Genomic DNA, 22,289 nt, shown 5'->3' on the forward strand with positions numbered 1-22,289 from the left:
GCGGATGGCCGACGTGCTCGCGGCCTCCCGCCGTCGCACCGACCACCTGACCAGTTGCGTGGACGACCTGGACCTCACCGCCCAGCACTCACCGCTGATGTCCCCACTGGTGTGGGACCTGGCGCACATCGCCAACCAGGAGGAGCTGTGGCTGCTGCGCAACGTCGGCGGCCGTGACCCGATGCACCCGGAGATCGACTCGTTGTACGACGCGTTCCAGCACCCCCGGGCCAGCCGGCCGAGCCTGCCGTTGCTGCGTCCCACCGAGGCCCGCCACTACGGCGCGGAGGTGCGGGGCCGTGTCCTCGACCTGTTGGAGAAGGTGCCCCTGGAGGGCGGTCCGCTGCTCAGCGGCGGGTTCGCCTTCGGGATGATCGCCCAGCACGAGCAGCAGCACGACGAGACCATGCTCATCACCCACCAGCTCCGCCGGGGCCAGGCCGCGCTCACCGCCCCGCCGCCGGCTCCCGCCCACCGGCCTGCTGAAACGTTTACTCAGGTCGAAACGTTCGTTCCTGGCGGCCCGTTCACCATGGGCACGTCCACCGAGCCCTGGGCCCTGGACAACGAGCGCCCCGCACACACCGTGCGGGTCGAACCGTTCCACATCGACACCTTCCCGGTGACCAACGCCGCGTACCAGGAGTTCATCGAGGACGGCGGCTACACCGACCCCCGCTGGTGGACCGAACGCGGTTGGCAGCACCGCAACCGCGCCGACCTGCGCGCCCCCCTGTTCTGGACCCGGGAGGGCGGCCAGTGGCTGCGCCGCAGGTTCGGCGTCGTGGAACCGGTACCCCCCACCGAGCCCGTGCTCCACGTGAGCTGGTTCGAGGCCGACGCCTACGCCCGGTGGGCCGGGCGCAGGCTGCCCACCGAGGCCGAGTGGGAGAAGGCCGCCCGGCACGACCCCGCCACCGGCCGCTCCCTGCGTTACCCATGGGGCGACACCGACCCCGAACCCCGGCACGCCAACCTCGGCCAGCGCCACCTGCAACCGGCACCGGTCGGCAGCTACCCCGACGGCGTCTCCCCACTCGGGGTCCACCAGCTCATCGGCGACGTCTGGGAGTGGACGTCCAGCGACTTCCTGCCCTATCCCGGCTTCGCCGCGTTCCCCTACCAGGAGTACTCCGAGGTGTTCTTCGGCGGTGACTACAAGGTGCTGCGAGGCGGCTCGTTCGCCGTGGACCCCGTGGCCTGCCGTGGCACCTTCCGCAACTGGGACCACCCGGTGCGCCGGCAGATCTTCTCCGGCTTCCGCACCGCCCGCTCCGACCGGGGGGACGCCTGATGTGCCGGCACCTGGCCTACCTGGGCCCGCACACCCCGATCGGGGACATCCTGATCACTCCGCCCCACAGCCTCTACCGACAGTCATGGGCCCCCCGCATGCAACGCCACGGGACGGTCAACGCCGACGGCTACGGCATCGGCTGGTACGCGGCGGACGACCCCGTCCCGGCCCGCTACCGCAGGGCCATCCCCATCTGGTCCGATCCGTCGCTGCCCGACCTGGCCCGGGTCGTGCGCACCACGGCGCTGCTCGCCGCCGTCCGCTCGGCCACCGAGGGAACCGCGGCCGGCGAGGACTGCGCGGCGCCCTTCGCCGCCGACCGCTGGCTGTTCAGTCACAACGGCGCGCTGCCCGGGTGGCCGGCCGCCCACGCCGCGGTCGCCGCAACCCTGCCGCCCGAGGACCTGCTGGCCCTCGCGGCCCGTTGCGACTCGGCCCTGGTCTGGGCAGTGGTCCTGCGCCACCTGCGTGCGGGCGCCCCACCCGGCGACGCGCTGGCCCACGCGGTGGCGCTGATGCCGGAGGGCAGACTGAACCTGCTGCTCACCGACGGCACCACCATCGCCGCCACCACCTGGGGCGACACCCTCTTCCACCACCACGAGCCGGGCCACCACACCCTCGTCGCGTCGGAACCCACCGACGACGACCCGCGCTGGCAGCCCGTTCCCGACCACTCCCTGCTGCTGGCCACCACCGACTCGGTCACCCTGATCCCGCTGCGCCGACCCGGCCCCCCCGTCTCCGACACGGGTCGTCCCCTTCCCGGAGCGGTCCGCGCGCACCCGGCCCCCGGCCCGGCCACCTCTCCCGACCCCACCGCCACCCCCGACCCGATCCCCCACGGCGGCCCCGGTCCGACCACCGCCCCCGCACCCGTCGTCGAGAGGACGCCGAGCCCGTGAGCACGTACACCATCACCCGCAGACTCCCCGACGACGCCCAGGCCGCCGCCCTGCGCGACGACGCCCTGAACGGGTTGACCAGCACCCCCAAGTGGCTCCCGCCCAAGTGGTTCTACGACGCCCAGGGCAGCGAGCTCTTCGAGGAGATCACCCGTCTGCCGGAGTACTACCCGACCCGGGCCGAGCGGGAGATCCTCGACGCCCGCGCCAAGGAGATCGCCGACCAGACCAGAGCCCACACCCTGATCGAGCTCGGCTCGGGCTCGTCGGAGAAGACCCGCCTGTTGATCGACGCCCTCCGCGCCACCGGGACCCTGCGCCAGTACACCCCGGTGGACGTCAGTGAGTCCGCGCTCCGCCAGGCCGGCGAGGCCCTGGTGGCCACCTACCCCGAGCTCGACGTCCACGCCCTGGTCGCCGACTTCTCCACCCCGCTGGGCCTGGCGGAGACCCCTGGCCCCGCCCTGCTGGCCTTCCTCGGCGGCACCCTGGGCAACCTCCTGCCCGCCGAGCGCGCGGGCTTCCTCGCCTCCCTGCGCGGGCAGCTCCGCCCGGGCGACGCCCTGCTGCTCGGCACCGACCTGGTCAAGGACGAACCCACCCTGGTCGCGGCCTACGACGACGGCGCCGGCGTCACGGCCGCGTTCAACAAGAACGTCCTTTCGGTCCTCAACCGCGAACTCGGCGCCGACTTCGACCCCGACGCCTTCGACCACGTCGCGCTCTGGGACCCCGTGCACGACTGGATCGAGATGCGGCTGCGCGCCCGGCACTCGCACACCGTGAAGATCCCGGCCCTCGACCTCGCCGTCTCGTTCGACAGCGGCGAGGACCTGCGCACCGAGGTCTCCGCCAAGTTCCGCCGCCCCACCATCACCGAGGAGCTCACCCGCGCCGGCTTCACCCTCCGCCACTGGTGGACCGACACCGCCGGCCGTTACGCCCTGTCCCTTTCCACCCCGACCTGACCCCCTGACGGGCGGCCCGCCCCGGCGGGCCGCCCCGGTGAACACGTACCGTGACCGTCGCGTCACCCTACGGTCCCCAACCCCTGGTCGGCAGCACGCACCCCCCGAGATGCGGTACTGTTCTCTTGCTCGGCCAGCCAGCGGAAAGCAGGAAGCCCGAGCACCGGGACGTGGCGCAGCTTGGTAGCGCACTTGACTGGGGGTCAAGGGGTCGTGGGTTCAAATCCCGCCGTCCCGACAAACGAAGGGCTCGCTGATTTCTGGGAGAAATCCCAGGTCAGTAGCCCTTTCTTTGTGTTCACCTCGCAAGACGCAGACGTCGTCGTCTGCCGTCTTGGCAACCACGTGGGGACCGGACGTCGCCACGCTCCCCGTTCCGTCGTACCGACGCAGATGCTCACACCCCCGTCGGTGCCTCCTGGTGAGTGGCGTCGATGATCCGAGCCACACCTCGAGCGCGTCCGATAGCGGAGCAGTCGCACCCCGGACGGCCCGCCCGGGTGACCGGATAACGGCCGGCGGGCGCACAGCAGCAGCGTCTCGGCTGCACGAGGGCCGTCCGTCGCCGGGGGGAGCGTGTCCACGGTGATGTCTCCGAGCCCGGCGTCGGCGAGCAGCTTGGTCCACACCTGCTCCTGGAGGACCCACCTGCGCATCGTGGTGGGTGCCCCGGCGGGTGTCTTCGTGGCGATGTCCGCGTGGATGACGTCTGCCTCCGCGGGGTTGCCGTTGAGGTAGTGGCCGAGGGTGGAGATCACCAGGCGTCCTCCTCGGCGGAGGGCTTCGGCCGCGGCGGGGAGCACCGTGCGGGGGTCGGTGAAGTCCGCTGCCCCGAAGAGGCTGTACAGCACGTCGTAGGCGCCCGGCGTGGTGCGCAGGTGCCTCACCACATCGGCGTGGACCAAGCGCAGGCGCGGGGCCAGATGGCCGTACAGGTCGGTGGCCATCGCGTGCTGGGCGGGAGAGGAGTCGACGGCGTCCACCCGTTCCGGCTGGTGATGGACGGTGAGGTGAGCGGCGTGCCGGGCACTGCCCGCGCCGAGGTCGGCGACGCACCGGCCGGTCAGCTCTCCGAGGAGTTCCGCACCGGGACCGGTTCCCTGGTCCCAGGCCCAGCGGAAGCGGTCGGGGACTGTTCGGTCAGTGGTGGCCCTGGTGCGGCCGTAGTGGTGCCAGAGGTCTGTGGGTGTGGGGGTCGTCACGTGCCTCATCCTGGCGCGTGGGTCGCCACGATGATGGCAGGCGGAGGAAAGTCACTCCGTCGTGCCGGTGTGGACGTGCCGGTGTGGGCCCGGCCTGTCGGCCGGACCCACAGGTTCGGTCCGTGCTCAGTGCGAGTCGTTGCCGGGGTGGCAGGGGCCGCAGTCGGCGGCGTCGGTCCACAGCGGCAGGTCGATCTCCCAACCGTCAGCGGCGATCCGGTAGGCCGTTTTCATGACGGACCCGTCGTTCTTGAAGGCGACCTTGGGTACGTGGTGCAGGAAGTGACCCCCGTTGTGCCGGGTGCACAGATCGGCGTAGGCGACGGTGTCGAGGATGATCGTGTGGACGCCGATGTCGACGAGGCTGCTGGGCGCCAGGCCGAGGTGCTCGCCGCGGTGGGCCATCGCGGTCAACAGGTAGGCGTAGCCCTGGCCGAGGACCCGGGCGGCCATCACCGAGTCATACGGGTAGTCCCGCATCAGCAGCGCTACCTGCTTGTCCCACAGCTCGCCGGGGACGACGTCGCGCACCGAGCGGGTGCCAGTGACTGGAGCGGTGGTCAGGGGTGCGACAGCAGTTGCCATGATCCCTCCCAGTGGAACGCCCCGCGGTTCGGGGCGATGCTTCCATGACACCGTGGCGCCAGTACGTTTGGTGATCACTTGTCGCGGTGTGCATGGGGTTTGCACGTCGTGCAAGAGACCTCGACGGCCCCAGGACGGCCCCGTACCGTGGACAGCCCCCGGCTGTGCGGCGTGGGAGGGTCCATGCGTGTCGACCCGGTCTGGAGTTCCCCAAGAGCCCGCGAGTTAGCCGCCCGGCGGCATCTCGGGGCCTTGATCCGACTTGGCCGCGAGCACCACGACTGGACGCTGGCCCTGCTCAGCTCGCGGCTCGGCTGCTCGGCGTCCACCCTGTCCCGGCTGGAGCGGAGCCCGCGCGTTGTGGATCTGGCGCTGGTTCAGCGGGCCGCCCTTGAAGTCGGAGTTCCGCATCATATCCTGGTTTCCTCCCTTGCGCCGCCCGTCACGACAGCACCGGCGGTCACCGGAGGAACGGCAGGTCCACGCGCCGACGCCGAGGAGGCCCCGATGCGCCGCCGGACACTGATCGCCGCCACGGCAGCCGCCGGACCCACCTCACTGCTCCAGGGGCTCGACGAGGCGCTCGCCGCCACACCCGGACCCACCGCGGAGCCGGCGTCTCTGGACCACAGACTTGCCGAGGCCCGCGCCCTGTTCGACACCGGCTCGCACCAGGGTCTGCTGAGTACGCTGCCGGGGCTCATCGGCGACGCGCACGCCGCTGCGGCGTCCCGCCGCCCCCTCGACCAGGCACGCCTGTCCACGGTCTACAGCCTCGCCTCCGCTGTGTTGGTCAAGGTCGGCGGCTACGACCGCGCTCGCCTCACCGCTGACCGGGCCCGCACCTGGGCTGAGGTTTCCGGCTCCCCCCTGGCCTCCGCGGCAGCCTCCCGGGAGCTGGCGATCGTACTGCGCCACCAGGACCAGGGCGCCGCCGCGCACCGGCTGATGCACCTTGCCGCAATCGACATGGAGGCCACCGGGCTGCGCACCGACGCCTCGGCCGCGGCCTATGCCCAGGTGCTGTGCACCCTGGCCTACACCGCCGCCCGTGGCGGCCAGCGAACCGAGGCCCTGGCGATGACCGATGAAGCCCGCCGAGCCGCCCGCCGGCTCTCGGCCGCCGCACCCCCCGGGCGCCTGTTCACCATCACCCCGGCCGGCGTCGACCTGTACGCCGTTGGCGTGCACTGGGCACTCGGTGACGCCGGAGCAGCACTCGAGGCAGGCAAGTCCCTGAGACCCGACCAGTTCCCCACCCCGGAGCGTCGCGCCCGGATGAGTACGGACTTGGCCCGCGCCTGGTGGGCATGGGGACGCCCCGAACAGACCACCCGCGAGTTGCTAGCCGCCTACCGGGCCAGCCCGGGCGAGGTCCGCGACCGGCCGAGCATCCGCAGCATCGTCCATGAGCTGGCCGAACGACACCCACGTGTCGCCGGCGTGCGGGAACTGACGAACGCGGTAACGCGCCCGCGACAGCGAGATGCCGCCGGGACGGTGGGGAGGCTTCCCTTTCCGGCTTCGCGTGCCAGTCGGACCTGACTCACCGTCGCTGTCATTCTGGCTGGCTGAGTGGCGCTCAGCCAGCGGAGGGCACAAACGGTGGCTGGCCAAAGCGGCCCGTCCCCGCCTGCGACGCGTGCGGACCGCCCCCCTCGCCCGCTCAGTGACGAGCCCGCTCAGCGACGAGGGGACCTCATGACCGTGACCACATCCCCGACCCACCAGGCACCCCGGGCACGGCGCCCTGCCCCGCAACGGCTCCCATCGCTGTGAGCCCCGCGCACGCCCGCTGTGAGGATGCCGTGGGTTGGCTGTGACACCGGATTCGACAGAAGTCATGATTGCCCGACTGGGCTCGAATTCTCACCTACGAGGCGATTTGACAGGTTCGCCTAGGGTCGTCACCGAGTGCGCCGATCGGAATTCCGGGTACGCCGTGGTGAAGAAGCGGCCGGGAATGCGCCAGTTCACCCGATGACGGCAGCGGGGTGAGCTGCTGTACTGCTTGACATCTGTTCTGGGGTTGCCCCGGCCCAGCGGGTTCCCCTGCGCGGTCCGGACGCATCCTGGCTCGCGCGGAAGGAGTTCCTCATGTCCGCATCCGCGATTGTTGAGCGTCCTGTCGAGCCACCGGCCGAGCAAGCGATCCACATCTCCAAGGATTCCGCCTTCGTCAATGCCATGGTCGAGATCCCCGTGGGCAACGGGCCGATCGGTATCGCCCTGACTCCCGACGGGACGCGCGGTTACGTCACCAACTTCGGCGCCAGCTCGGTCAGCGTCATCGACACCGTTACCAAGACGACGATCGCCACGATCTCCACCGGCGCCGGCCCCTGGGGGGTCGCGGTGTCCCCGGACGGGACGAAGGCGTACGTGAGCAACTTCGGTCCCGACACCGTCAGTGTCATCGACACCGCCACGAACACGGTTTCCGCCACCATCACCGGCTTCAACAATCCCATCGACGTCGCGTTCGCCCCCGGCGGGGCGTTCGCCTACATCGTCAGCCAGGGCACGGACTCGGTGGTGAGGGTGAACGTGGCCACCGGTGCCGTCGTGGGGACGATCCCGGTCGGCTCCCGCCCGTACAACGTCTCGATCACGAACGACGGGGCCCGGGCCTACGTGACCAACTTCGGGTCCAACACCGTCAGCGTCATCGACACCGCCACGGACACGGTCGTCGCCACCATCACCGGGGGCTTCAACCTGCCCCGGGGGATCGGGATCAGTCCGGACGACACGCGCCTGTACGTCGCCAACTACGGGGGAGACACGGTCTCCGTCATCGACACGGCCACCAACAGCACCATCGCAACGATCCCCAGCCAGTCGATCCCGTACTTCCTCGCCGTCGACCCCCACGGCGCGCGGGCCTATCTGACCGCGAACGGGAACAGTTCCGTGGAGGTCATCAGCCTCAGCACCAACACCGTCGTGGGGACCGTGCTGGGCTTCAACGTCCCGCAGTGGGTCACCATCAGCCCGGACGGCCAGACCCTGTACGTGGTCAACAACGGCGGCAACTCGGTCAGCGTCCTGCGGCCACCCACCAGCATCAGCCCCAACCAGGGCCCCCTCGGCGGCGGCACCACCGTCACCATCAACGGCCGCTACCTCACCGGCGCGACCGCCGTGTACTTCGGCTCCCGCAAGGCCCGAGGCTTCACCGTCCTGGACGACAACACCATCACCGCGGTCACCCCCGCGGGGAGCGGCGCCGTGCGGATCACGGTCACGACCCCTGGAGGCACCGGCGTCCTGGGCTACTTCTACTACATCCCGCCACCCACGATCACCGACCTGTCCCCGCCGGGCGGTCCGACCTCAGGGGGCAACGCGGTCGTGATCAGCGGGAAGTACTTCACCACGGCGACGCGGGTGGTGTTCGGCGCCACCACCATCCTCCCCACACCGGACTCCGACCTCCAGATCACCGTGACCGCCCCGCCGGCAGCGGGACCGGGGGCCGTGGAGGTCCAGGTGGTGACGCCGGGGGGAACCTCGAACGCGGCGACGTACACCTACGCCTGAGGCGGGGCCCGCAAGGTCACCGCGTCACCGGGCACCGCGCGGCATGGGTCCGTACACCTGGTTCCAGGCCGCGGCCGGGCACGGGCCGGGGTCCTCCCGGTGCGGACCGGAGGGCCCGGGTGGTCCCCACGGGACCGTGGTCGGCGCCGGCCCCGTCAACGACCCGGTCGGTGGCGAGCAGTGTCCGGCCGTTCTGGCATGGTGAGCAGGTGCGCACACCCAGAGAAGCGGCCAGGGTCGCCGTGCTGGACCCGTCAGGGTCGGTCTTCATGCTCCGGTACGACAACGAGGAAGTCGGGGTCCACTGGGCGATGCCCGGTGGCGGCATCGACCCTGGTGAGACGCCGCTGCGGGCGGCCGTGCGCGAGCTGCGCGAGGAGACCGGGTGGACTGACATCGAGCTCGACGGCACCGTGCTGTGCGTGTGGGAACACGACTTCACCAGGGCCGGCGTCCCCGTGCGACAACACGAACAGATCTTCCTCGCCCACGGCCCCCGCCGTGAACCGGCCGGTGACCTCGTGGCAGCCCATGCCGCGGACAAGATCCTCGCCTGGCGGTGGTGGTCACCGGACGACCTGGCCGGTGCTGCTGAACCGCTGTGGCCGCCGCAGTTGCCGGAACTGCTCACCGGCACGCGGAGGGACCCGCCGCCCGCACCGATCGAACTCGGCTACGTCCCGAACGGAAGCCGGGGTTCGAGCTGACCCACCCGTGTCCGCGGCGCCGGCTCCCTGGCGGGCCCCAGCGGCGGAGAGCCCCGTCCGTGGGCGCACCGCCGAGCGGGGCCGTGTGGCGCGGCAAAGGTGAGCGTCGGTCACCACAGCAGCATGCCGACATGTGCTCCGCTGCCCCGGAGCGCCACCCAGTGAGGAGAATCGTGGTCGAGACGGCACCCGACGGTCAGACATGGACCCTGCGGCCCGGCGATCGCATTGAGCGCAAGGTGCTGCACCGTCGGTACGGAGGGCGTACCCAAGGTGGCATCGGGCCGTCGGCGAAGACCCCCAACGTCTTCGTCTTCACCGACCCCGTCGCTGGTGAGAAGCACGGTTACTACGACGACTGGATGCCCGACGGCTGCTTCCACTACAGCGGGGAGGGCCAGCACGGGGACCAGCGGATGGTCTCAGGCAACGCCAGCATCCTCGATCACCGGGCCGAAGGGCGGGCGCTGCGCGTCTTCCAGGGGGCGCGTGGGACCGTGACCTACCGCGGCGAGTTCGTCGTGGACCAGGACGACCCCTGGTACGAGGCCGACGCGCCCGAGACCGATGACGGACCTCTCCGGAGGGTCATCGTCTTCCGGCTCAGGCCCGTGGACACCGAGCCACAGGAGCCGGCCACCAGGCTTGGACGTCTGCTCGGCAGCCACCCGGGGCGCGTCGAGGAACGGCCCCTGGAGCGGAACGAGACGGAAAGGGCGTTCGTCGAGCCGAACCGGGAGGCCCGTGCAGCCGAGCGTCGGGAGGCCGCACTGGTCCTGGCGTTCGCGGACTACCTGCTGGGGAAGGGACAGCGGTCCTGCCGGCACCGGATACTCCCGCCCGGCGAATCCCGCCCCCTCTTCACCGACCTGTACGCCGAGCGGCTCGGGCTGCTGGTCGAGGCGAAGGGGAGCGTCACGAGGGAGAACGTGCGCATGGCCATCGGCCAGCTCGCCGACTACGGCAGGTTCGTGGACCACACGACCCGCGCCATCCTCGTTCCGTCGAGGCCGCGAGAGGACCTGCTGTCACTCGCCATCAGCCAGGGGTGCGCCGTGATCTGGCCCGAGGGCGGGGGGTACGCGAGCACCGGTTCCGGCGTCATGCCGTAACGCGCGGGGGCCCGCGACGGCCGGGGCGCGCGCCGTCCGCCCCTGGCCCCTGCTCCGGCGCACCCGCGGGGCGCCGCCGCGGGTGCCGGAGGCGATCCCGTGGGGTCGCGCGGCTCCGTGCGGTGCCACCATGGAGCCGCGACACGACGGAGGAGAGCGCCATGGCCGAATGCGATCACGACTGGGTCGGGTGGAGCGGCAAGACCCGCTGCCGGAAATGCGGAGTGACCCAGGGATGACCCACACGTCCTGGGCCCACCTCCCCGAGACCGTCCGCGCCGCCGTGACCGCCCGCACCGGGCCCGTCGCGGCGACGCGCCACATCCCGGACGGACTCAGCAGCGACCACGCCTCCATCCTCGCGACGGCGGCGGGCGCGGTGTTCGTCAAGGCCACGCGGAGCCCTGCCGACCACGTGCGGGAGGCCTCCGTGGCCCCGCACGTGATCGGGGTGGGCCCCCCGATGCGTTGGCACGCGCGGGCCGGCGAGTGGGACGTCATCGGGTTCGACGCCCTCACCGACGCACGCCACACCCGCCTCGCCCCCGGCTCCGCGGACTTACCCCTCCTCGCCGACCTGCTGGCCCGCAGCACCACGCTGACCGCCCCGGTGCCCCTGCCGCCCCTGGCCGAGCAGTGGGCCAGGTACGCCTCCCCCGCCGAACTCGCCCATCTGGACGGGGACGCCCTGGTCCACGGGGACATCAACCAGCACAACGTCCTGGTCTGCCGCTCCGGCGGACGGTCCTGGCTCGTGGACTGGGCCATGGCCCGCCGGGGCCCCGTCTGGGCCGACGTCGCCGAGGCCGCGGTGCGGCTCATCGAGGACGGGCACACGGCGGACGACGCCCACGCCTGGGCCTGCCGCATCCCGGCCTGGCGTGTCGCCGACCCGGCGGCCGTGGCCGCCTGGGCGGCCGTCCGCTGCCGCCCGATCACCGCGGCCCTCGGTGAGCACGGTGCCCGACACACCACCGCGCGCCACCGGGCGCTGGTCTCCTGCGTCACCGGCGCGGCACGCCGGCGGTCCGCCGGTCGGCGCGCCTGACCGGCCCGCGACCGCTGGCGCGCGGGTGCCCCCGGGCCGCTGGCCGGCCCGGGGGCACCTCTGCGGGTGTCCAGCCGTCAGGGGGCGATGGCCACGTCGAAGACGTGGACGGTCCCGTTGGCGGGCAGGACGACCAGCTCGACGGTCTTGGCGGGGTCGAGCGGGATGGAGTTGGCGAAGATGCGGTACGCGATGCCGGCGTTGCCGTACCCGTCGGGGCGGTTCCGGCCGTCGGTGGACTTGATGAGCGTCGCGCCGTGGGCGTCGGCCGGGGCGAACGACCAGTTGGGGAAGCCGAACCAGCCCGTGGTGGTGGTGCCGTCGGTGTAGTAGACGGTGGCGTTGCCGGCCGCGCCGCTGCCGACACCGGACCCGAGGAACACCAGCTTGCTCCCGTTGCCGTTCAGCGCGATGGCCTGTCCGGCGCTCGACACGTTGTTCTTGGTGCCGGCGGGCACGTTCGGCCAGGTCAGCTTGGCACCGAGGGCGTCGACCTGGGCCCCGGGGGTCAGGCCGACGTCGGCGAGCTTCTGCGCCGAGAAGCTGTTGCCCTCACCGTCGTAGTTGCCCGGCAGCGTGTTCGACTCGTCGGTGATCGCCACGTTGTTGAACGCGGCCTGGATGTTGGGCAGCGGCTCCCCGGTCTTCTGGACCCGGGTCGCGGTCGCCGTTCCCAGGCCGTCGCCGCCCTGGTAGGTCGCGGTCGCGGTGAAGGTGCGCGTCATGAAGCCAGGACGCATCTCCGGGACCTGAATCCGGAACGTCGTCGCGGCCTCCGCACCGGTCCCCAGGGTGCCCTTCACCTCGCGGACGGGCGGCTCCACCGCCCATCCGGTGGGCCCGGCGAAGGTGACCTTGAGGTGGTGCAGGCGCTGTTCGTCGGTGTTCTTGACGGTGACCTCCACCGTCGAGATGGTCGGACCGTCGAGGTCCACGGGGGAGATGGTCACCTCGGTCCCGGGCTGCGGTTCCTCCGTGGTGGCGGCGACCGACTGGGTGGGGACGAGCATGATCATCCCCACCGCTACTCCCGCCATGACTCTGAGGCGGTTGACCAGCCGTTGTGATCTCACTTGCTTCCTCCGGGAAGGGTCGAAGGGGCCGTGCTCAGGCGACGGGGGGCATGTCGGTGGGACGCGAGTCGAGGCCCTGCCGCAGGGTGGCCCAGTCGCCGCGGGTGAAGTCGGGTATCTCGACCGGGCGCCCGTTCTTGGCCAGGGAGGCGACGCTCAGGGGGACCGGCGAGCACCAGGCCGCCGAGTCGTAGACGTCGATGTCGGGCACCAGGCCGGCGCGGATGAGCTGGACCGTGCGCCACTGCAGGACGTAGTCCATGCCGCCGTGACCCCCGTTGTTCGCGGCGTCGTCGCCGACCTTCTTCCACAGCCAGTGGTCGAACTCGTCGCGGTAGGTGCTGAAGTCGCGCCAGGCGTGGCCGCTGTGGTCCGGTTCGAGGTAGATGCGCCCGCCGGTCGGCGCGGGCCCCGCGTAGTCCTCGAAGATGCCCCGGCTGCCGGCGAGGGTGTTGATCCGGCTGTACGGCCGGGGCGAACTCACGTCGTGCTCCGCCCGGATGACTCTCCCCTTCGCCGTGTCGATCATGCAGGTGACCAGGTCCCCGTTGATGTACGTCTCCTTCCAACTGGGGTGGTCCTTGGGCATGAAGCGCGCACGGTAGTCGGCCAGTCCCCTCGGTGCCGTCGCGGTGGCGCGCAGCAGGGTCATCCGGTCACCGCGGTTGATGTCCATGGCGGCTGCGATGGGAGCCAGTCCGTGCATGGGGTAGAACGACGCCGTGCTGCGGGTGTGCCAGAGCCGACGCCAGGAGTCGGTGTAGTACGTGTCGGAGAAGAGCAGTTCACGCAGGTCGTGCAGGTAGCCGCCGTGCCCGTTGGTGACGTCTCCGAACATGCCCTCGTGGGCCATCTTGAGCATGGCCAGCTCGTTGCGGCCGTAGCTGCAGTTCTCCGCCAGCATCAGGTGCTTGCGGGTCAGCTCGGAGGTGTCGACGAGGTCCCACAGCTCGTGGAGTTCGGTGGCGATGGGGAGTTCGACCATGACGTGCTTGCCGCTCAGCAGCGACGCCTTGCCGTGCTCGTAGTGGAACTCCCACGGGGTGGCGATGTACACCAGGTCGATGTCGTCGCGCTTGAGCATCTGGGCGTACGAGTCGGCGGAGCCTCCGAACTCGGCGGGGCGCGGGTAGCCCTTGGCCTCCAGCCGGTCGGCTGCGCTCTTCACCCGGTTGGCACGGATGTCGCAGACGGCGGCCACGACGCAGCCGGGGACGGCGGACCATCCCATGATCATGCCGCCGCCCCGGTTGCCCAGCCCGATCACGCCGACGCGGACGGTCCTGCGGACGTCGAAGGGGACGCCGATCATCGACTTCTGACCGGGCCTGCGGCTGGGCTCCTGCCCGGACGACGCCACGGCGTTCTGGGCCGAACCGATGAGCCCGGCCGCGAGCGCCCCTGTGGCGACGGCTCCGCCCAACAGCATTCGTCGGGAGACAGCGGGGATTTCGGACATGGCGGCAACGCTCCTTGATGGGGGGCCTGCATCACTGTCGGGGACGACTCTGCGGGCTCCCCCAATGCCATGTCAATACATGTTCACACTGAAGGAACTTCGCACAAGAACACACATAGCCTTCTCGGTCGCCGTGCCCGGGCCCGTCCGTGCACGTCCGCGGCCCGACGCCCGCCCCACCCGCCCGTTCCCGCCCGCACGTGGTCGGCGGGTGGGCGGGGCCTCAGACGGTGATCACCTTGATGCCGGCGTCGGCCAGGCGGTCGGCGGCCTGCGCGGAGATCCCCGAGTCGGTCACCACGACGTCGATGCCGTCGAGGCCGCAGATCCTGGCGAACGCGCGCTTGCCCATCTTGGAGGAGTCGGTGACCACGATCACGCGCTGCGCACGCTCGGCGAACAGCCGGCTGATGCTCGCCTCGTCCTCCTGGTGGGTCATCACCCCCAGCTTGGGATCGACCCCGTCGACACCGAGGACGGCCACGTCCAGGACGACCTGGTTCAGCACGCCCACGGTCAGGGGGCCCACCAGCTCGTAGGTCTGGGAGCGGATCACCCCACCGGTGACCACGATCTTGATCTGTGGACGCACGGCCAGTTCGCTCGCGATGTTGAGGGCGTTGGTGACGACCGTCAGGGTGGGAGCGGCCGGGGCCACTGACGGTTCCCGCTGGTCACCGCCCGCCCGCAGCGCCAGGGCCCGCGCCACCTCGGTCGTGGTGGTACCCCCGTTGAGCCCCACCACTTCCCCCCGGCCGATCAGGTTGGCCACCGCCGCGGCGATCCGCTGCTTCTCCGCCGCGTGGCGGGAGGACTTGTACCGCAGCGGCAGCTCGTAGGAGACGCCGTGCGCGATGGCCCCGCCCCTGGTCCGCACCAGCAACTGCTGCTCGGCGAGCTCGTCGAGGTCCCTGCGGATGGTCGCGGCGGAGACCTCGAGTGCCGTGGCGGCGTCCTCGACCTCCACCCTGCCATCGGCGGCCAGCAGCTCCAGCAGCTTGCTCCACCGCTCATGTTTGGACATGCGTCGGACTCCTCACAGTGCTGGTGTTCTCACGTTCTCGCCACGCTAAGGGAGGCCGGCGCCGCGTGACCCCCTTTCCCACCGTGACAGGGACGTCATCCGGGCCGCGCTGCGCCTCCGAGCCGGGAGACCGAGTGCTCGGCAACGGTCCCATAACGGTGCCTGGACCGCGAACCCAGCCTCGTAGATACTTCACGACACCCGCAAGAAGATGCTTAAAAATGTTTGCGCTACGAATGTTGTAATCATCTTCGATCATCTGTAATGCTCGGCGTGCACGCGCTGTCGACGACAGCCGACCGGTCCGCCGACGTCCAGTCACGGTGCCCGTCAACGGTGCTGTCACTTTCACAACAGCGACCCGAGGCCGCCCCCGGCTCCCCGACACAGGTGCGGGAGCGACCGGGACGCGCCCTCCCAGGCAAAGGTGGTAACGGCAGTGAACAAGCGGAAGCTCGCACTCTCAGCAGCCTGTGCGCTCGGCGCGCTCGTCCTGACCGCGTGCGGTGGCGGTGGAGGAGAGTCCGGCGACGGGTCCGTGACCCTCAAGCTCGTCGCGGCCGACTACGGTGACAAGGCCTCCAACAGCTCCAACGTCTACTGGAAGGACGTGGCGAAGAGGTTCGAGGACGCCAACCCCGAGATCAAGGTGGACGTCCAGGTCATCAACTGGAACGAGATCGACGCCCAGGTCAAGACGATGATCCAGAGCGGCAACATGCCGGACGTCCTGCAGACGGGCGGCTACGCGGACAAGGTCGCCGACGACCTCCTCTACAAGGCCGAGGACGTCCTCTCGCCCGAGACCAGGCAGAACCTGGTGGACAGCTTCGCGCAGGCGGGCGAGGTGGATGGGGTGCAGTACGGCATCCCGTTCGTCTCCTCCGCCCGCGTCATGTTCTACAACAAGGAGCACTTCGCCAAGGCCGGGATCACCGCGCCGCCGAAGACCTGGGACGAGGTCCGGCAGGCCGCCGAAACCCTCAAGAAGAAGGTGCCCGGCGTCACCCCGTACGCGCTGCCCCTCGGCCCGGAGGAGGCCCAGGGCGAGTCGCTGATCTGGGAGCTGGGCAACGGCGGCGGCTACACGGACGCCGAGGGCAAGTACACCATCGACAGCGACGCCAACGTCGAGACGTTCCAGTGGCTGAAGACCAACCTGGTCGAGCCGGGACTCACCTACGCCAACCCCGCCACCACCGACCGCAAGACCGCCTTCGCCGACTTCGCCGCCGGCAAGGTCGGCATGCTCAACGGGCACCCCTCCCTCCTCCAGATGTCCAAGACGGGCAAGGTCGAGTACGGCGTGGCACCCATCCCCGGCAAGGCCGGGCCGCTCGACTCCACGCTCGGCGTCGCCGACTGGACGATGGCCTTCAAGGACAACGGCCACCAGGAAGAGATCAAGAAGTTCCTGGACTTCGCGTACTCCAAGGAGAACACGCTGAAGTTCACCACGATGTACAACCTCATGCCGGTCACCAAGGACACGCTGGAGGAGACGAAGGCCAGCGCGGACGACGACATGAAGCTCTTCTACGACCTGCTGCCGAAGGCCCGCTTCTACCCGCTGGGCGACACCTCCTGGGACGCGGTCTCCGCACAGATCAAGCAGAGCGGCGGCACCGCGGTCAGCGACGACCCCGCCAAGGTGCTGGGTGAGCTGCAGAAGACGGCCGAAGAGATCCTGGCCGACCAGTAGGCCCTCCGACAGCCCCACCGCAGACACCCGGAAGGCACCCCGTGTCCACCAACACCGCCCACACGCCGCAGGAGCGGCCCGCGCACCCCGCGCGGGCCGCCCGGGGCAAGGGCCGCGGCAGGAGGTTCCGGCTCGACAGGCTGGGCCCCCTGCCCTGGATCGGCCCGGCCGTGGCGCTCATCGTGCTCGTCGTGCTCTGGCCCGTCTACGAGATGGTCCGCACCTCGTTCCTGAAGATCAGCGTCAGCGGTTTCGTCCGTGGCTCCGCCGGACTGGACAAGTACCGGCAGCTCTTCGACGACCCTGACCTCGGCTCCGTCCTGCTCGCCACGGTGGTCTGGACCGTGGCCGTGGTCACCTGCACGATGGTGGTCTCCCTGGCCCTGGCCCAGCTCTTCCACCAGCAGTTCCCCGGAAGGCGGCTGACGCGCTGGGCGCTGATCGCCCCCTGGGCGGCGTCCGTCCTGATGACCGCCGTCGCCTTCCGGTGGATGCTCGACCGCACCGCCGGCGTCCTCAACACCCTCATGGCCGACCTCGGTCTGATCGACGAGCCCAAGGACTGGCTCGGCGACCCCTCCACCGCCTGGCCCTGGATGATGGCCGTCGCGGTGTTCGTGTCGCTGCCCTTCACCACCTACACGCTGCTGGCGGGGCTGGGAACGGTGCCCGACGAGGTGTACGAGGCGGCCCGCGTGGACGGCACCGGCACCTGGCAGACGTACCGGCTGATCACACTGCCCCTGCTGCGCCCGGCCTTCCTGGTCGGCGTGGTGATCAACCTGATCAACGTCTTCAACTCCTTCCCCATCATCTGGGCCATGACCCGTGGCGGCCCCGACAGTCAGACCGCGACCACGACCGTCTTCATGTACCAGCTCAAGAACAACGACATCGGCCAGTCCGCCGCCATGTCCGTGGTGAACTTCGCGCTGGTGGTCGTCCTCGTGGTGGTCTTCCTCTGGGTCAGTCGCTGGAACAAGGAAGAGGCATGATGTCCACGCACACCACGACGACAGCCGGGGCCAGCCCCGCCACCGTCCGGCCGGTGGGCGGGAAGGCGTCCCCCCGGCGTCGGTCGGCGCGTGCCGAGCGCCGGCTCCGACCCCGGACCCTGGCCCTCGCGGCCGTGGCGTGGCTGCTGGCGATCACCTTCCTGCTGCCGTACGTCGAGATGGTGATCACCGCGCTGCGCCCCGCGGGCGAGCTCCGCGACGCCACCTACCTCCCCGACGAGTTCGTCTGGTCGAACTTCGTCAACGTGTGGCGGGACTCCAACCTCGCCGACAACCTGAAGGTGAGCCTGCTGGTGGCCGGCGGGTCGACCGTGCTGGTGCTCCTGGTGGCACTGCCCGCCGCCTACTACACGGCCCGCATCCGCTTCCGCGGCAGGAAGCTGTTCCTGCTGCTCGTGCTCGTCACCCAGATGTTCCAACCGACCTCGCTGCTGGTCGGCCTCTACCGGCAGTTCTACCAGTTGGACATGCTCAACTCGGTCTGGACGCTGATCCTGTGCAACGCCGCCTTCAACCTCGCGTTCGCCGTGTGGATCCTCACCGCCTACATCGGTTCCATACCGGTGCAGTTGGAGGAGGCCGCGATGATCGACGGGCTCAGCAGGTTCGGCGCCCTGCTGCGCGTGACCCTGCCGCTGGCGATGCCCGGCGTCGTCACGGCGGTGGTGTTCACCTTCATCGCCGCGTGGAACGAGTTCGTCATGGGCCTCACCCTTTCCACGCTTCCGGAGAGCCAGCCGCTGACGGTGGGCATCAACAACTTCATCGGTAACTACAGCGTCCAGTGGAACTACCTGTTCGCCGCCTCCGTGATCGCGATCGTGCCCGTCATCGTGCTGTTCGCCTTCATCGAGCGTCACGTGGTGTCCGGTCTGACCGCCGGATCGGTGAAGTGACGCCCACGGCCGCGGCAGGTGGCGGCCTCCGGCCCCGGGGTGCCCCACCGACGCCCGTCCCCTCCCACGTCTCCCAAGGAGTTCCGATGTCCGGCACCGGTCCCTCGCGCACTGCGGTCGAGATCACCTCCCAGCCCGAGTGCTGGCGGCGGGCGGCCCAACTGCTCCCGACCCGGGCCTCGGCCCTGCCGCGCCGCGGTGAGCGCGTCGCCGTCGTCGGCTGCGGAACGTCGTGGTTCATGGCCCAGGCCTACGCGGCGCTGCGGGAGACCGGCGGCCACGGGGAGACCGACGCCTTCGCCGCCTCCGAGTTCCCCACCGGGCGGGTCTACGACCGGGTCCTGGCCATCACCCGCTCCGGCACCACCACCGAGGTCCTGGAGCTGCTGGGGCACCTGCGGGGCACGACGCGAACCTGCGCGGTCACCGCCGACCCGGGCACGCCGGTGATGGGCACGGCCGACGACGTCGTGGTCCTGGACTTCGCGGACGAGGAGTCCGTCGTCCAGACCCGTTTCGCCACCACCACCCTGGCGCTGCTGCGGGCCCACCTGGAAGCCGAAGGGGCCATGCCGCCGGGTGTGCGCACCCTCGCCGCCGCCGCGGACGACGCCGGGGCGGCGATCGCAGCCCCGCTGCCCGCCGCGGCGCTGGCCGCCGAGCAGTTCACGTTCCTCGGAACCGGCTGGACCTACGCGCTGGCGCTCGAAGCGGCGCTGAAGATGCGGGAGGCCGCCGGCGCCTGGACCGAGGCGTACCCGGCGATGGAGTACCGGCACGGCCCGATCAGCATCGCCGGCCCCGGCCGGGTGACGTGGATCTTCGGGACGGCGCCGCGGGGCCTGGCCGGTGAGGTCGGCCGCGTCGGCGGCTCACTCGTCACCGACGCCCTGGCGGACGGCGACACCCTCGACCCGATGGCCGACCTCGTTCGGGCCCAACGTCTCGCCGTCGCCGTCGCGCAGGCGCGCGGCTGTGACCCGGACCGCCCCGCGAACCTCACCAGGTCCGTCGTCCTGGACGGCTCCCGTGCCTGACCGTCCGTGGGCCTCCGCCTGCGTGGCGGCGCTCGACGTGGGGGGCACCGGAATGAAGGGGGCGCTGTTCGACGGGGACCTGCGCCCGCTGGCCGTCCTGCACGAGCCGACGCCCGCGGCGGCCGGGCCCCAGGCCGTCGTGGACACCGCCGCGCAGGCCCTGCTCCGACTCACCGGGCAGGCCGCCGACCATGGCCTGCGGGTCCACGGGGCGGGCGTGGTCGTGCCCGGCATCGTCCGTGAGGACGCACAGCTCGCGGTCCGTTCGGTCAACCTCGGCTGGCGGGACCTGCCGCTCGCCGAGGTCCTCAGCGAACGCACCGGGCTGCCGGTCGTCCTCGGCCACGACGTGCGCGCCGGCGGTCTTGCCGAGTCCGTCCTGGGTGCCGCCCGCGGCGTGCGGAACGTCCTCTTCGTCGCCATCGGCACCGGTATCGCCGGGGCCCTCGTGTGCGACGGGGAGCCCACGCAGGGCCAGGGGTACGCGGGCGAGCTCGGTCACCTCGTCGTCGACCCTGGTGGCGCGCGCTGCGCGTGCGGCGGTCGCGGCTGCCTGGAGACGGTCGCTTCCGCGTCCGCTGTCGCCGCCGCGTTCACCGCGCGGACCGGTAGGTCCGTGGAGGGCGCCGCCGGGGTCGCGGCCCTCGTGGCGCGCGGGGACGCCGACGCGGTCAGCGTGTGGCAGCGGGCCGTGGACGCGCTGGCCACCGCGCTCGCCACGACCGTCACGCTGTTCGGCTGTGAACGCGTGGTGCTCGGTGGGGGGCTCGCCGAGGCGGGCGAACTGCTCCTCGGGCCCGTCCGGCAGCGTCTGGACGAGAAGCTGACGTTCCAGCGGCGTCCCTCCGTGGTCGCCGCGGAGCTGGGCGACCGGGCGGGCTGCCTGGGGGCCGGGCTCCTGGCCCGGCGGGCGGCGGCACGGGCGCCGGGGACGTTCGCGACGGCCGAGGGTGTGCGCCGGTGATCCTCACCGTCACCCTCAACGCGGCGCTCGACGTCACCTACGTCGTCGACGACCTGACTCCCCACGCCTCGCACCGGGTGCTGACCACGCACGAGCGCGCCGGGGGGAAGGGCGTCAACGTCTCCCGTGTGCTGGCCTCGCTGGGGCGTCCCACCGTGGTGACCGGACTGTGTGGCGGCCCCACCGGCGACGCCATCCGCCGTGACCTGGCCGACGCCGGGCTCCCCGACCAGTTCGTGCCCGTCGCCGGGGACTCCCGCCGCACGCTCACCGTGGTGTGCCGGGACGACGGCGACGCCACCGTGTTCAACCCGGCCGGGCCGCACGTCGGCACCGACGAGTGGGAGGCCTTCACCGCGCGTTTCCAGCGCCTGGCCGAGCGGGCGGCGGTGGTCGTCCTCAGCGGGAGCCTGCCGCCCGGGCTGCCCACCGACGCGTACGCGCGGCTCGTCCGGCTGGCCGCCCGGGCCGGGGCCGCAACCGTCCTTGACACCAGTGGCCCGCCGCTGCTGGCGGGGGTGGGTGCCCGTCCCGACGTCGTCAAACCGAACGCCGTCGAACTCGCCGCCGCCACCGGTCTGTCGGACCCCGCTGCCGCCTCCGCCGAGCTGCGGGAACGCGGCGCGGGAGCCGTGGTCGTCTCCCGCGGTCCCGAGGGGCTGCGCGCGACCACCCCCCTCGGGAGCTGGCGCGCGGTCCCGGCGGAGAACCTGACCGGGAACCCCACCGGCGCCGGGGACGCCTGTGTCGCGGCCCTCGCCGCCGGGATCGCCTCGGGCGCCGCCTGGCCCGACCTGCTGCGCGAGGCGGTCGCCCTGTCGGCCGCCGCCGTCCCCCGCCCGGTCGCCGGTGAGTTCGACCCCGCGACCTACCACCGCCTTCGCACGTCAACCCTCGTGGAGGAGATACCCGATGCCCCTGGTGCCGAGCGATGAGCTCTTCCGCCGCGACCTCCAGCAGGGCGCGGCGGTGGGCGCGTTCAACGTCCTGCAGATCGAGCACGCCGAGGCGATCGTCACCGGCGCGGAGGCCGCGGAACGCCCGGTGATCCTGCAGATCAGCGAGAACACGGTCCGGTACCACGGTGCGCTGGCGCCGATCGGTCTCGCCAGCCTCGCCATCGCGCGGGCCGCGCAGGTGCCGGTCGTCGTCCACCTGGACCACGCCGAGTCCGCGGACCTGGTGCGTGAGGCCGTCGAGCTCGGCCTGAACTCGGTGATGTTCGACGCGGCCGTCCTCCCGTACGGGGAGAACGTGGCCGCCACCCGGGACGTCACCGCCCACTGCCACGCACGCGGCGTGTGGGTCGAGGCCGAGCTCGGCGAGGTGGGCGGCAAGGACGGCGCGCACGCCCCCGGTGTCCGCACCGACCCCGACGAGGCGCGCGCCTTCGTGGCGGCGACCGGCGTGGACGCCCTCGCGGTGGCCGTGGGCAGCTCCCACGCCATGCACACCCGCACCGCCCGCCTCGACTTCGACCTCGTCGCCCGGCTGCGCCAGGCCGTGCCGGTGCCCCTGGTCCTGCACGGCTCGTCCGGTGTGGCGGACGCGGACCTGGCCCGTGCGGTGGCGGCGGGCATGCGGAAGGTGAACGTCTCCACGCACCTGAACCGGATGTTCACCCGGGCCGTCCGGGACCACCTGCTCGCCCACCCGGACGTGTCGGACACCCGCAGGTACTTCGCCCCGGCCCGGGCTGCGGTCGCGGCCGAGGTGACCCGCCTCATCGGCGTCCTGTCGGGGGCCTGAGC

Annotated in this window: 19 protein-coding genes, 1 tRNA gene and 1 pseudogene; 16 read left to right on the forward strand and 5 right to left on the reverse strand. The window is 71.4% G+C overall.

Going from position 1 to position 22,289, the window contains the following annotated elements:
- The first annotated feature begins 4 nt into the window (after positions 1 to 4).
- The 4 genes from egtB to A3IG_RS0116330 all read left to right on the forward strand — a co-directional run bounded on the left by egtB (position 5) and on the right by A3IG_RS0116330 (position 3,408).
- Positions 5 to 1,294 carry an ergothioneine biosynthesis protein EgtB gene (gene egtB, locus A3IG_RS0116315; RefSeq protein WP_051087525.1) on the forward strand — a complete coding sequence of 430 codons (1,290 nt, stop codon included), beginning with the start codon at positions 5 to 7 and terminating at the stop codon, positions 1,292 to 1,294.
- Positions 1,294 to 2,202, forward strand: a complete 909-nt coding sequence (egtC, locus tag A3IG_RS0116320) for an ergothioneine biosynthesis protein EgtC (RefSeq protein ID WP_018384650.1) — start codon at positions 1,294 to 1,296, stop codon at positions 2,200 to 2,202. Before egtB ends, egtC begins: the two co-directional genes overlap by 1 nt.
- Positions 2,199 to 3,170, forward strand: coding sequence for an L-histidine N(alpha)-methyltransferase (gene egtD, locus A3IG_RS0116325; protein ID WP_018384651.1), 972 nt, complete (start codon positions 2,199 to 2,201; stop codon positions 3,168 to 3,170). Before egtC ends, egtD begins: the two co-directional genes overlap by 4 nt.
- 164 nt (positions 3,171 to 3,334) lie before the next feature.
- Positions 3,335 to 3,408: transfer RNA gene (locus A3IG_RS0116330), tRNA-Pro, on the forward strand.
- A gap of 274 nt (positions 3,409 to 3,682) precedes the next feature.
- On the opposite strand, the pseudogene A3IG_RS31970 reads toward A3IG_RS0116330, so the two are convergent.
- Both A3IG_RS31970 and A3IG_RS0116340 read right to left on the reverse strand, forming a co-directional pair.
- Positions 3,683 to 4,381 (reverse strand): annotated as a pseudogene (locus A3IG_RS31970) (class I SAM-dependent methyltransferase); the annotation flags it as partial.
- Between the two features lie 117 nt (positions 4,382 to 4,498).
- Positions 4,499 to 4,957, reverse strand: a complete 459-nt coding sequence (locus A3IG_RS0116340; protein WP_026220322.1) for a glycine-rich domain-containing protein — start codon at positions 4,955 to 4,957, stop codon at positions 4,499 to 4,501.
- A 183-nt stretch (positions 4,958 to 5,140) separates the two neighbouring features.
- On the opposite strand from A3IG_RS0116340, the gene A3IG_RS30000 reads away from it, so the two are divergent.
- From A3IG_RS30000 to A3IG_RS30010, 5 genes are all read left to right on the forward strand, one after another.
- Complete coding sequence (locus A3IG_RS30000) at positions 5,141 to 6,502, forward strand: helix-turn-helix domain-containing protein (protein WP_051087526.1); 1,362 nt, start codon at positions 5,141 to 5,143, stop codon at positions 6,500 to 6,502.
- A 552-nt stretch (positions 6,503 to 7,054) separates the two neighbouring features.
- Positions 7,055 to 8,500 carry an IPT/TIG domain-containing protein gene (locus tag A3IG_RS30005; protein WP_078500579.1) on the forward strand — a complete coding sequence of 482 codons (1,446 nt, stop codon included), beginning with the start codon at positions 7,055 to 7,057 and terminating at the stop codon, positions 8,498 to 8,500.
- Positions 8,501 to 8,709: 209 nt separating this feature from the next.
- Positions 8,710 to 9,207, forward strand: a complete 498-nt coding sequence (locus A3IG_RS0116360) for an NUDIX hydrolase (RefSeq protein ID WP_026220323.1) — start codon at positions 8,710 to 8,712, stop codon at positions 9,205 to 9,207.
- A gap of 173 nt (positions 9,208 to 9,380) precedes the next feature.
- Positions 9,381 to 10,319, forward strand: coding sequence for a hypothetical protein (locus tag A3IG_RS0116365; protein ID WP_018384658.1), 939 nt, complete (start codon positions 9,381 to 9,383; stop codon positions 10,317 to 10,319).
- 235 nt (positions 10,320 to 10,554) lie between these two features.
- On the forward strand, positions 10,555 to 11,367 hold the full coding sequence (locus A3IG_RS30010) for a phosphotransferase (RefSeq protein ID WP_018384659.1): 813 nt from the start codon (positions 10,555 to 10,557) through the stop codon (positions 11,365 to 11,367).
- Between the two features lie 77 nt (positions 11,368 to 11,444).
- Here A3IG_RS30010 and A3IG_RS0116375 read toward each other — a convergent pair whose 3' ends face one another.
- From A3IG_RS0116375 to A3IG_RS0116385, 3 genes are all read right to left on the reverse strand, one after another.
- Complete coding sequence (locus A3IG_RS0116375; protein WP_040911687.1) at positions 11,445 to 12,377, reverse strand: NEW3 domain-containing protein; 933 nt, start codon at positions 12,375 to 12,377, stop codon at positions 11,445 to 11,447.
- Between the two features lie 97 nt (positions 12,378 to 12,474).
- Positions 12,475 to 13,899 carry a Gfo/Idh/MocA family protein gene (locus A3IG_RS0116380; protein WP_026220325.1) on the reverse strand — a complete coding sequence of 475 codons (1,425 nt, stop codon included), beginning with the start codon at positions 13,897 to 13,899 and terminating at the stop codon, positions 12,475 to 12,477.
- Between the two features lie 223 nt (positions 13,900 to 14,122).
- On the reverse strand, positions 14,123 to 14,923 hold the full coding sequence (locus A3IG_RS0116385; RefSeq protein ID WP_018384662.1) for a DeoR/GlpR family DNA-binding transcription regulator: 801 nt from the start codon (positions 14,921 to 14,923) through the stop codon (positions 14,123 to 14,125).
- Between the two features lie 439 nt (positions 14,924 to 15,362).
- Between A3IG_RS0116385 and A3IG_RS0116390 the strand changes: the two genes are divergently transcribed.
- The 7 genes from A3IG_RS0116390 (at position 15,363) to A3IG_RS0116420 (ending at position 22,287) form a co-directional block, all read left to right on the forward strand.
- Positions 15,363 to 16,625: an extracellular solute-binding protein gene (locus tag A3IG_RS0116390; protein ID WP_018384663.1), complete on the forward strand. Its 1,263-nt coding sequence runs from the start codon at positions 15,363 to 15,365 to the stop codon at positions 16,623 to 16,625.
- Positions 16,626 to 16,666: 41 nt separating this feature from the next.
- Positions 16,667 to 17,620 (forward strand): carbohydrate ABC transporter permease, encoded by a 954-nt coding sequence (locus A3IG_RS0116395; protein WP_018384664.1) that lies wholly within the window; start codon positions 16,667 to 16,669, stop codon positions 17,618 to 17,620.
- On the forward strand, positions 17,620 to 18,537 hold the full coding sequence (locus A3IG_RS0116400; protein WP_018384665.1) for a carbohydrate ABC transporter permease: 918 nt from the start codon (positions 17,620 to 17,622) through the stop codon (positions 18,535 to 18,537). The genes A3IG_RS0116395 and A3IG_RS0116400 overlap by 1 nt, the downstream gene beginning before the upstream one ends.
- 86 nt (positions 18,538 to 18,623) lie before the next feature.
- A complete protein-coding gene (locus tag A3IG_RS0116405) occupies positions 18,624 to 19,574 on the forward strand; it encodes an SIS domain-containing protein (protein ID WP_018384666.1) in 951 nt (316 codons plus the stop codon).
- On the forward strand, positions 19,567 to 20,538 hold the full coding sequence (locus A3IG_RS30015; protein ID WP_018384667.1) for an ROK family protein: 972 nt from the start codon (positions 19,567 to 19,569) through the stop codon (positions 20,536 to 20,538). Before A3IG_RS0116405 ends, A3IG_RS30015 begins: the two co-directional genes overlap by 8 nt.
- Entirely contained in the window at positions 20,535 to 21,473 is a 939-nt protein-coding gene (locus A3IG_RS0116415; protein WP_018384668.1) for a 1-phosphofructokinase family hexose kinase, read from the forward strand. Before A3IG_RS30015 ends, A3IG_RS0116415 begins: the two co-directional genes overlap by 4 nt.
- A complete protein-coding gene (locus A3IG_RS0116420) occupies positions 21,451 to 22,287 on the forward strand; it encodes a class II fructose-bisphosphate aldolase (protein ID WP_018384669.1) in 837 nt (278 codons plus the stop codon). The genes A3IG_RS0116415 and A3IG_RS0116420 overlap by 23 nt, the downstream gene beginning before the upstream one ends.
- The last annotated feature ends 2 nt before the right edge of the window (positions 22,288 to 22,289 follow it).

The sequence above is a fragment of the Wenjunlia vitaminophila DSM 41686 genome, assembly GCF_000380165.1.
Taxonomy (GTDB): domain Bacteria; phylum Actinomycetota; class Actinomycetes; order Streptomycetales; family Streptomycetaceae; genus Wenjunlia; species Wenjunlia vitaminophila.

Coding starts and splice junctions, on each gene's coding strand:
- egtB (WP_051087525.1), top strand. CDS start 5: ATGGCCGACGTGCTCGCGGCCTCCCGCCGTCGCACCGACCACCTGACC.
- egtC (WP_018384650.1), top strand. CDS start 1,294: ATGTGCCGGCACCTGGCCTACCTGGGCCCGCACACCCCGATCGGGGAC.
- A3IG_RS0116340 (WP_026220322.1), bottom strand. CDS start 4,957: ATGGCAACTGCTGTCGCACCCCTGACCACCGCTCCAGTCACTGGCACC.
- A3IG_RS30000 (WP_051087526.1), top strand. CDS start 5,141: ATGCGTGTCGACCCGGTCTGGAGTTCCCCAAGAGCCCGCGAGTTAGCC.
- A3IG_RS30005 (WP_078500579.1), top strand. CDS start 7,055: ATGTCCGCATCCGCGATTGTTGAGCGTCCTGTCGAGCCACCGGCCGAG.
- A3IG_RS30010 (WP_018384659.1), top strand. CDS start 10,555: ATGACCCACACGTCCTGGGCCCACCTCCCCGAGACCGTCCGCGCCGCC.
- A3IG_RS0116375 (WP_040911687.1), bottom strand. CDS start 12,377: ATGCTCGTCCCCACCCAGTCGGTCGCCGCCACCACGGAGGAACCGCAG.
- A3IG_RS0116380 (WP_026220325.1), bottom strand. CDS start 13,899: ATGTCCGAAATCCCCGCTGTCTCCCGACGAATGCTGTTGGGCGGAGCC.
- A3IG_RS0116385 (WP_018384662.1), bottom strand. CDS start 14,923: ATGTCCAAACATGAGCGGTGGAGCAAGCTGCTGGAGCTGCTGGCCGCC.
- A3IG_RS0116400 (WP_018384665.1), top strand. CDS start 17,620: ATGTCCACGCACACCACGACGACAGCCGGGGCCAGCCCCGCCACCGTC.
- A3IG_RS0116405 (WP_018384666.1), top strand. CDS start 18,624: ATGTCCGGCACCGGTCCCTCGCGCACTGCGGTCGAGATCACCTCCCAG.
- A3IG_RS0116420 (WP_018384669.1), top strand. CDS start 21,451: ATGCCCCTGGTGCCGAGCGATGAGCTCTTCCGCCGCGACCTCCAGCAG.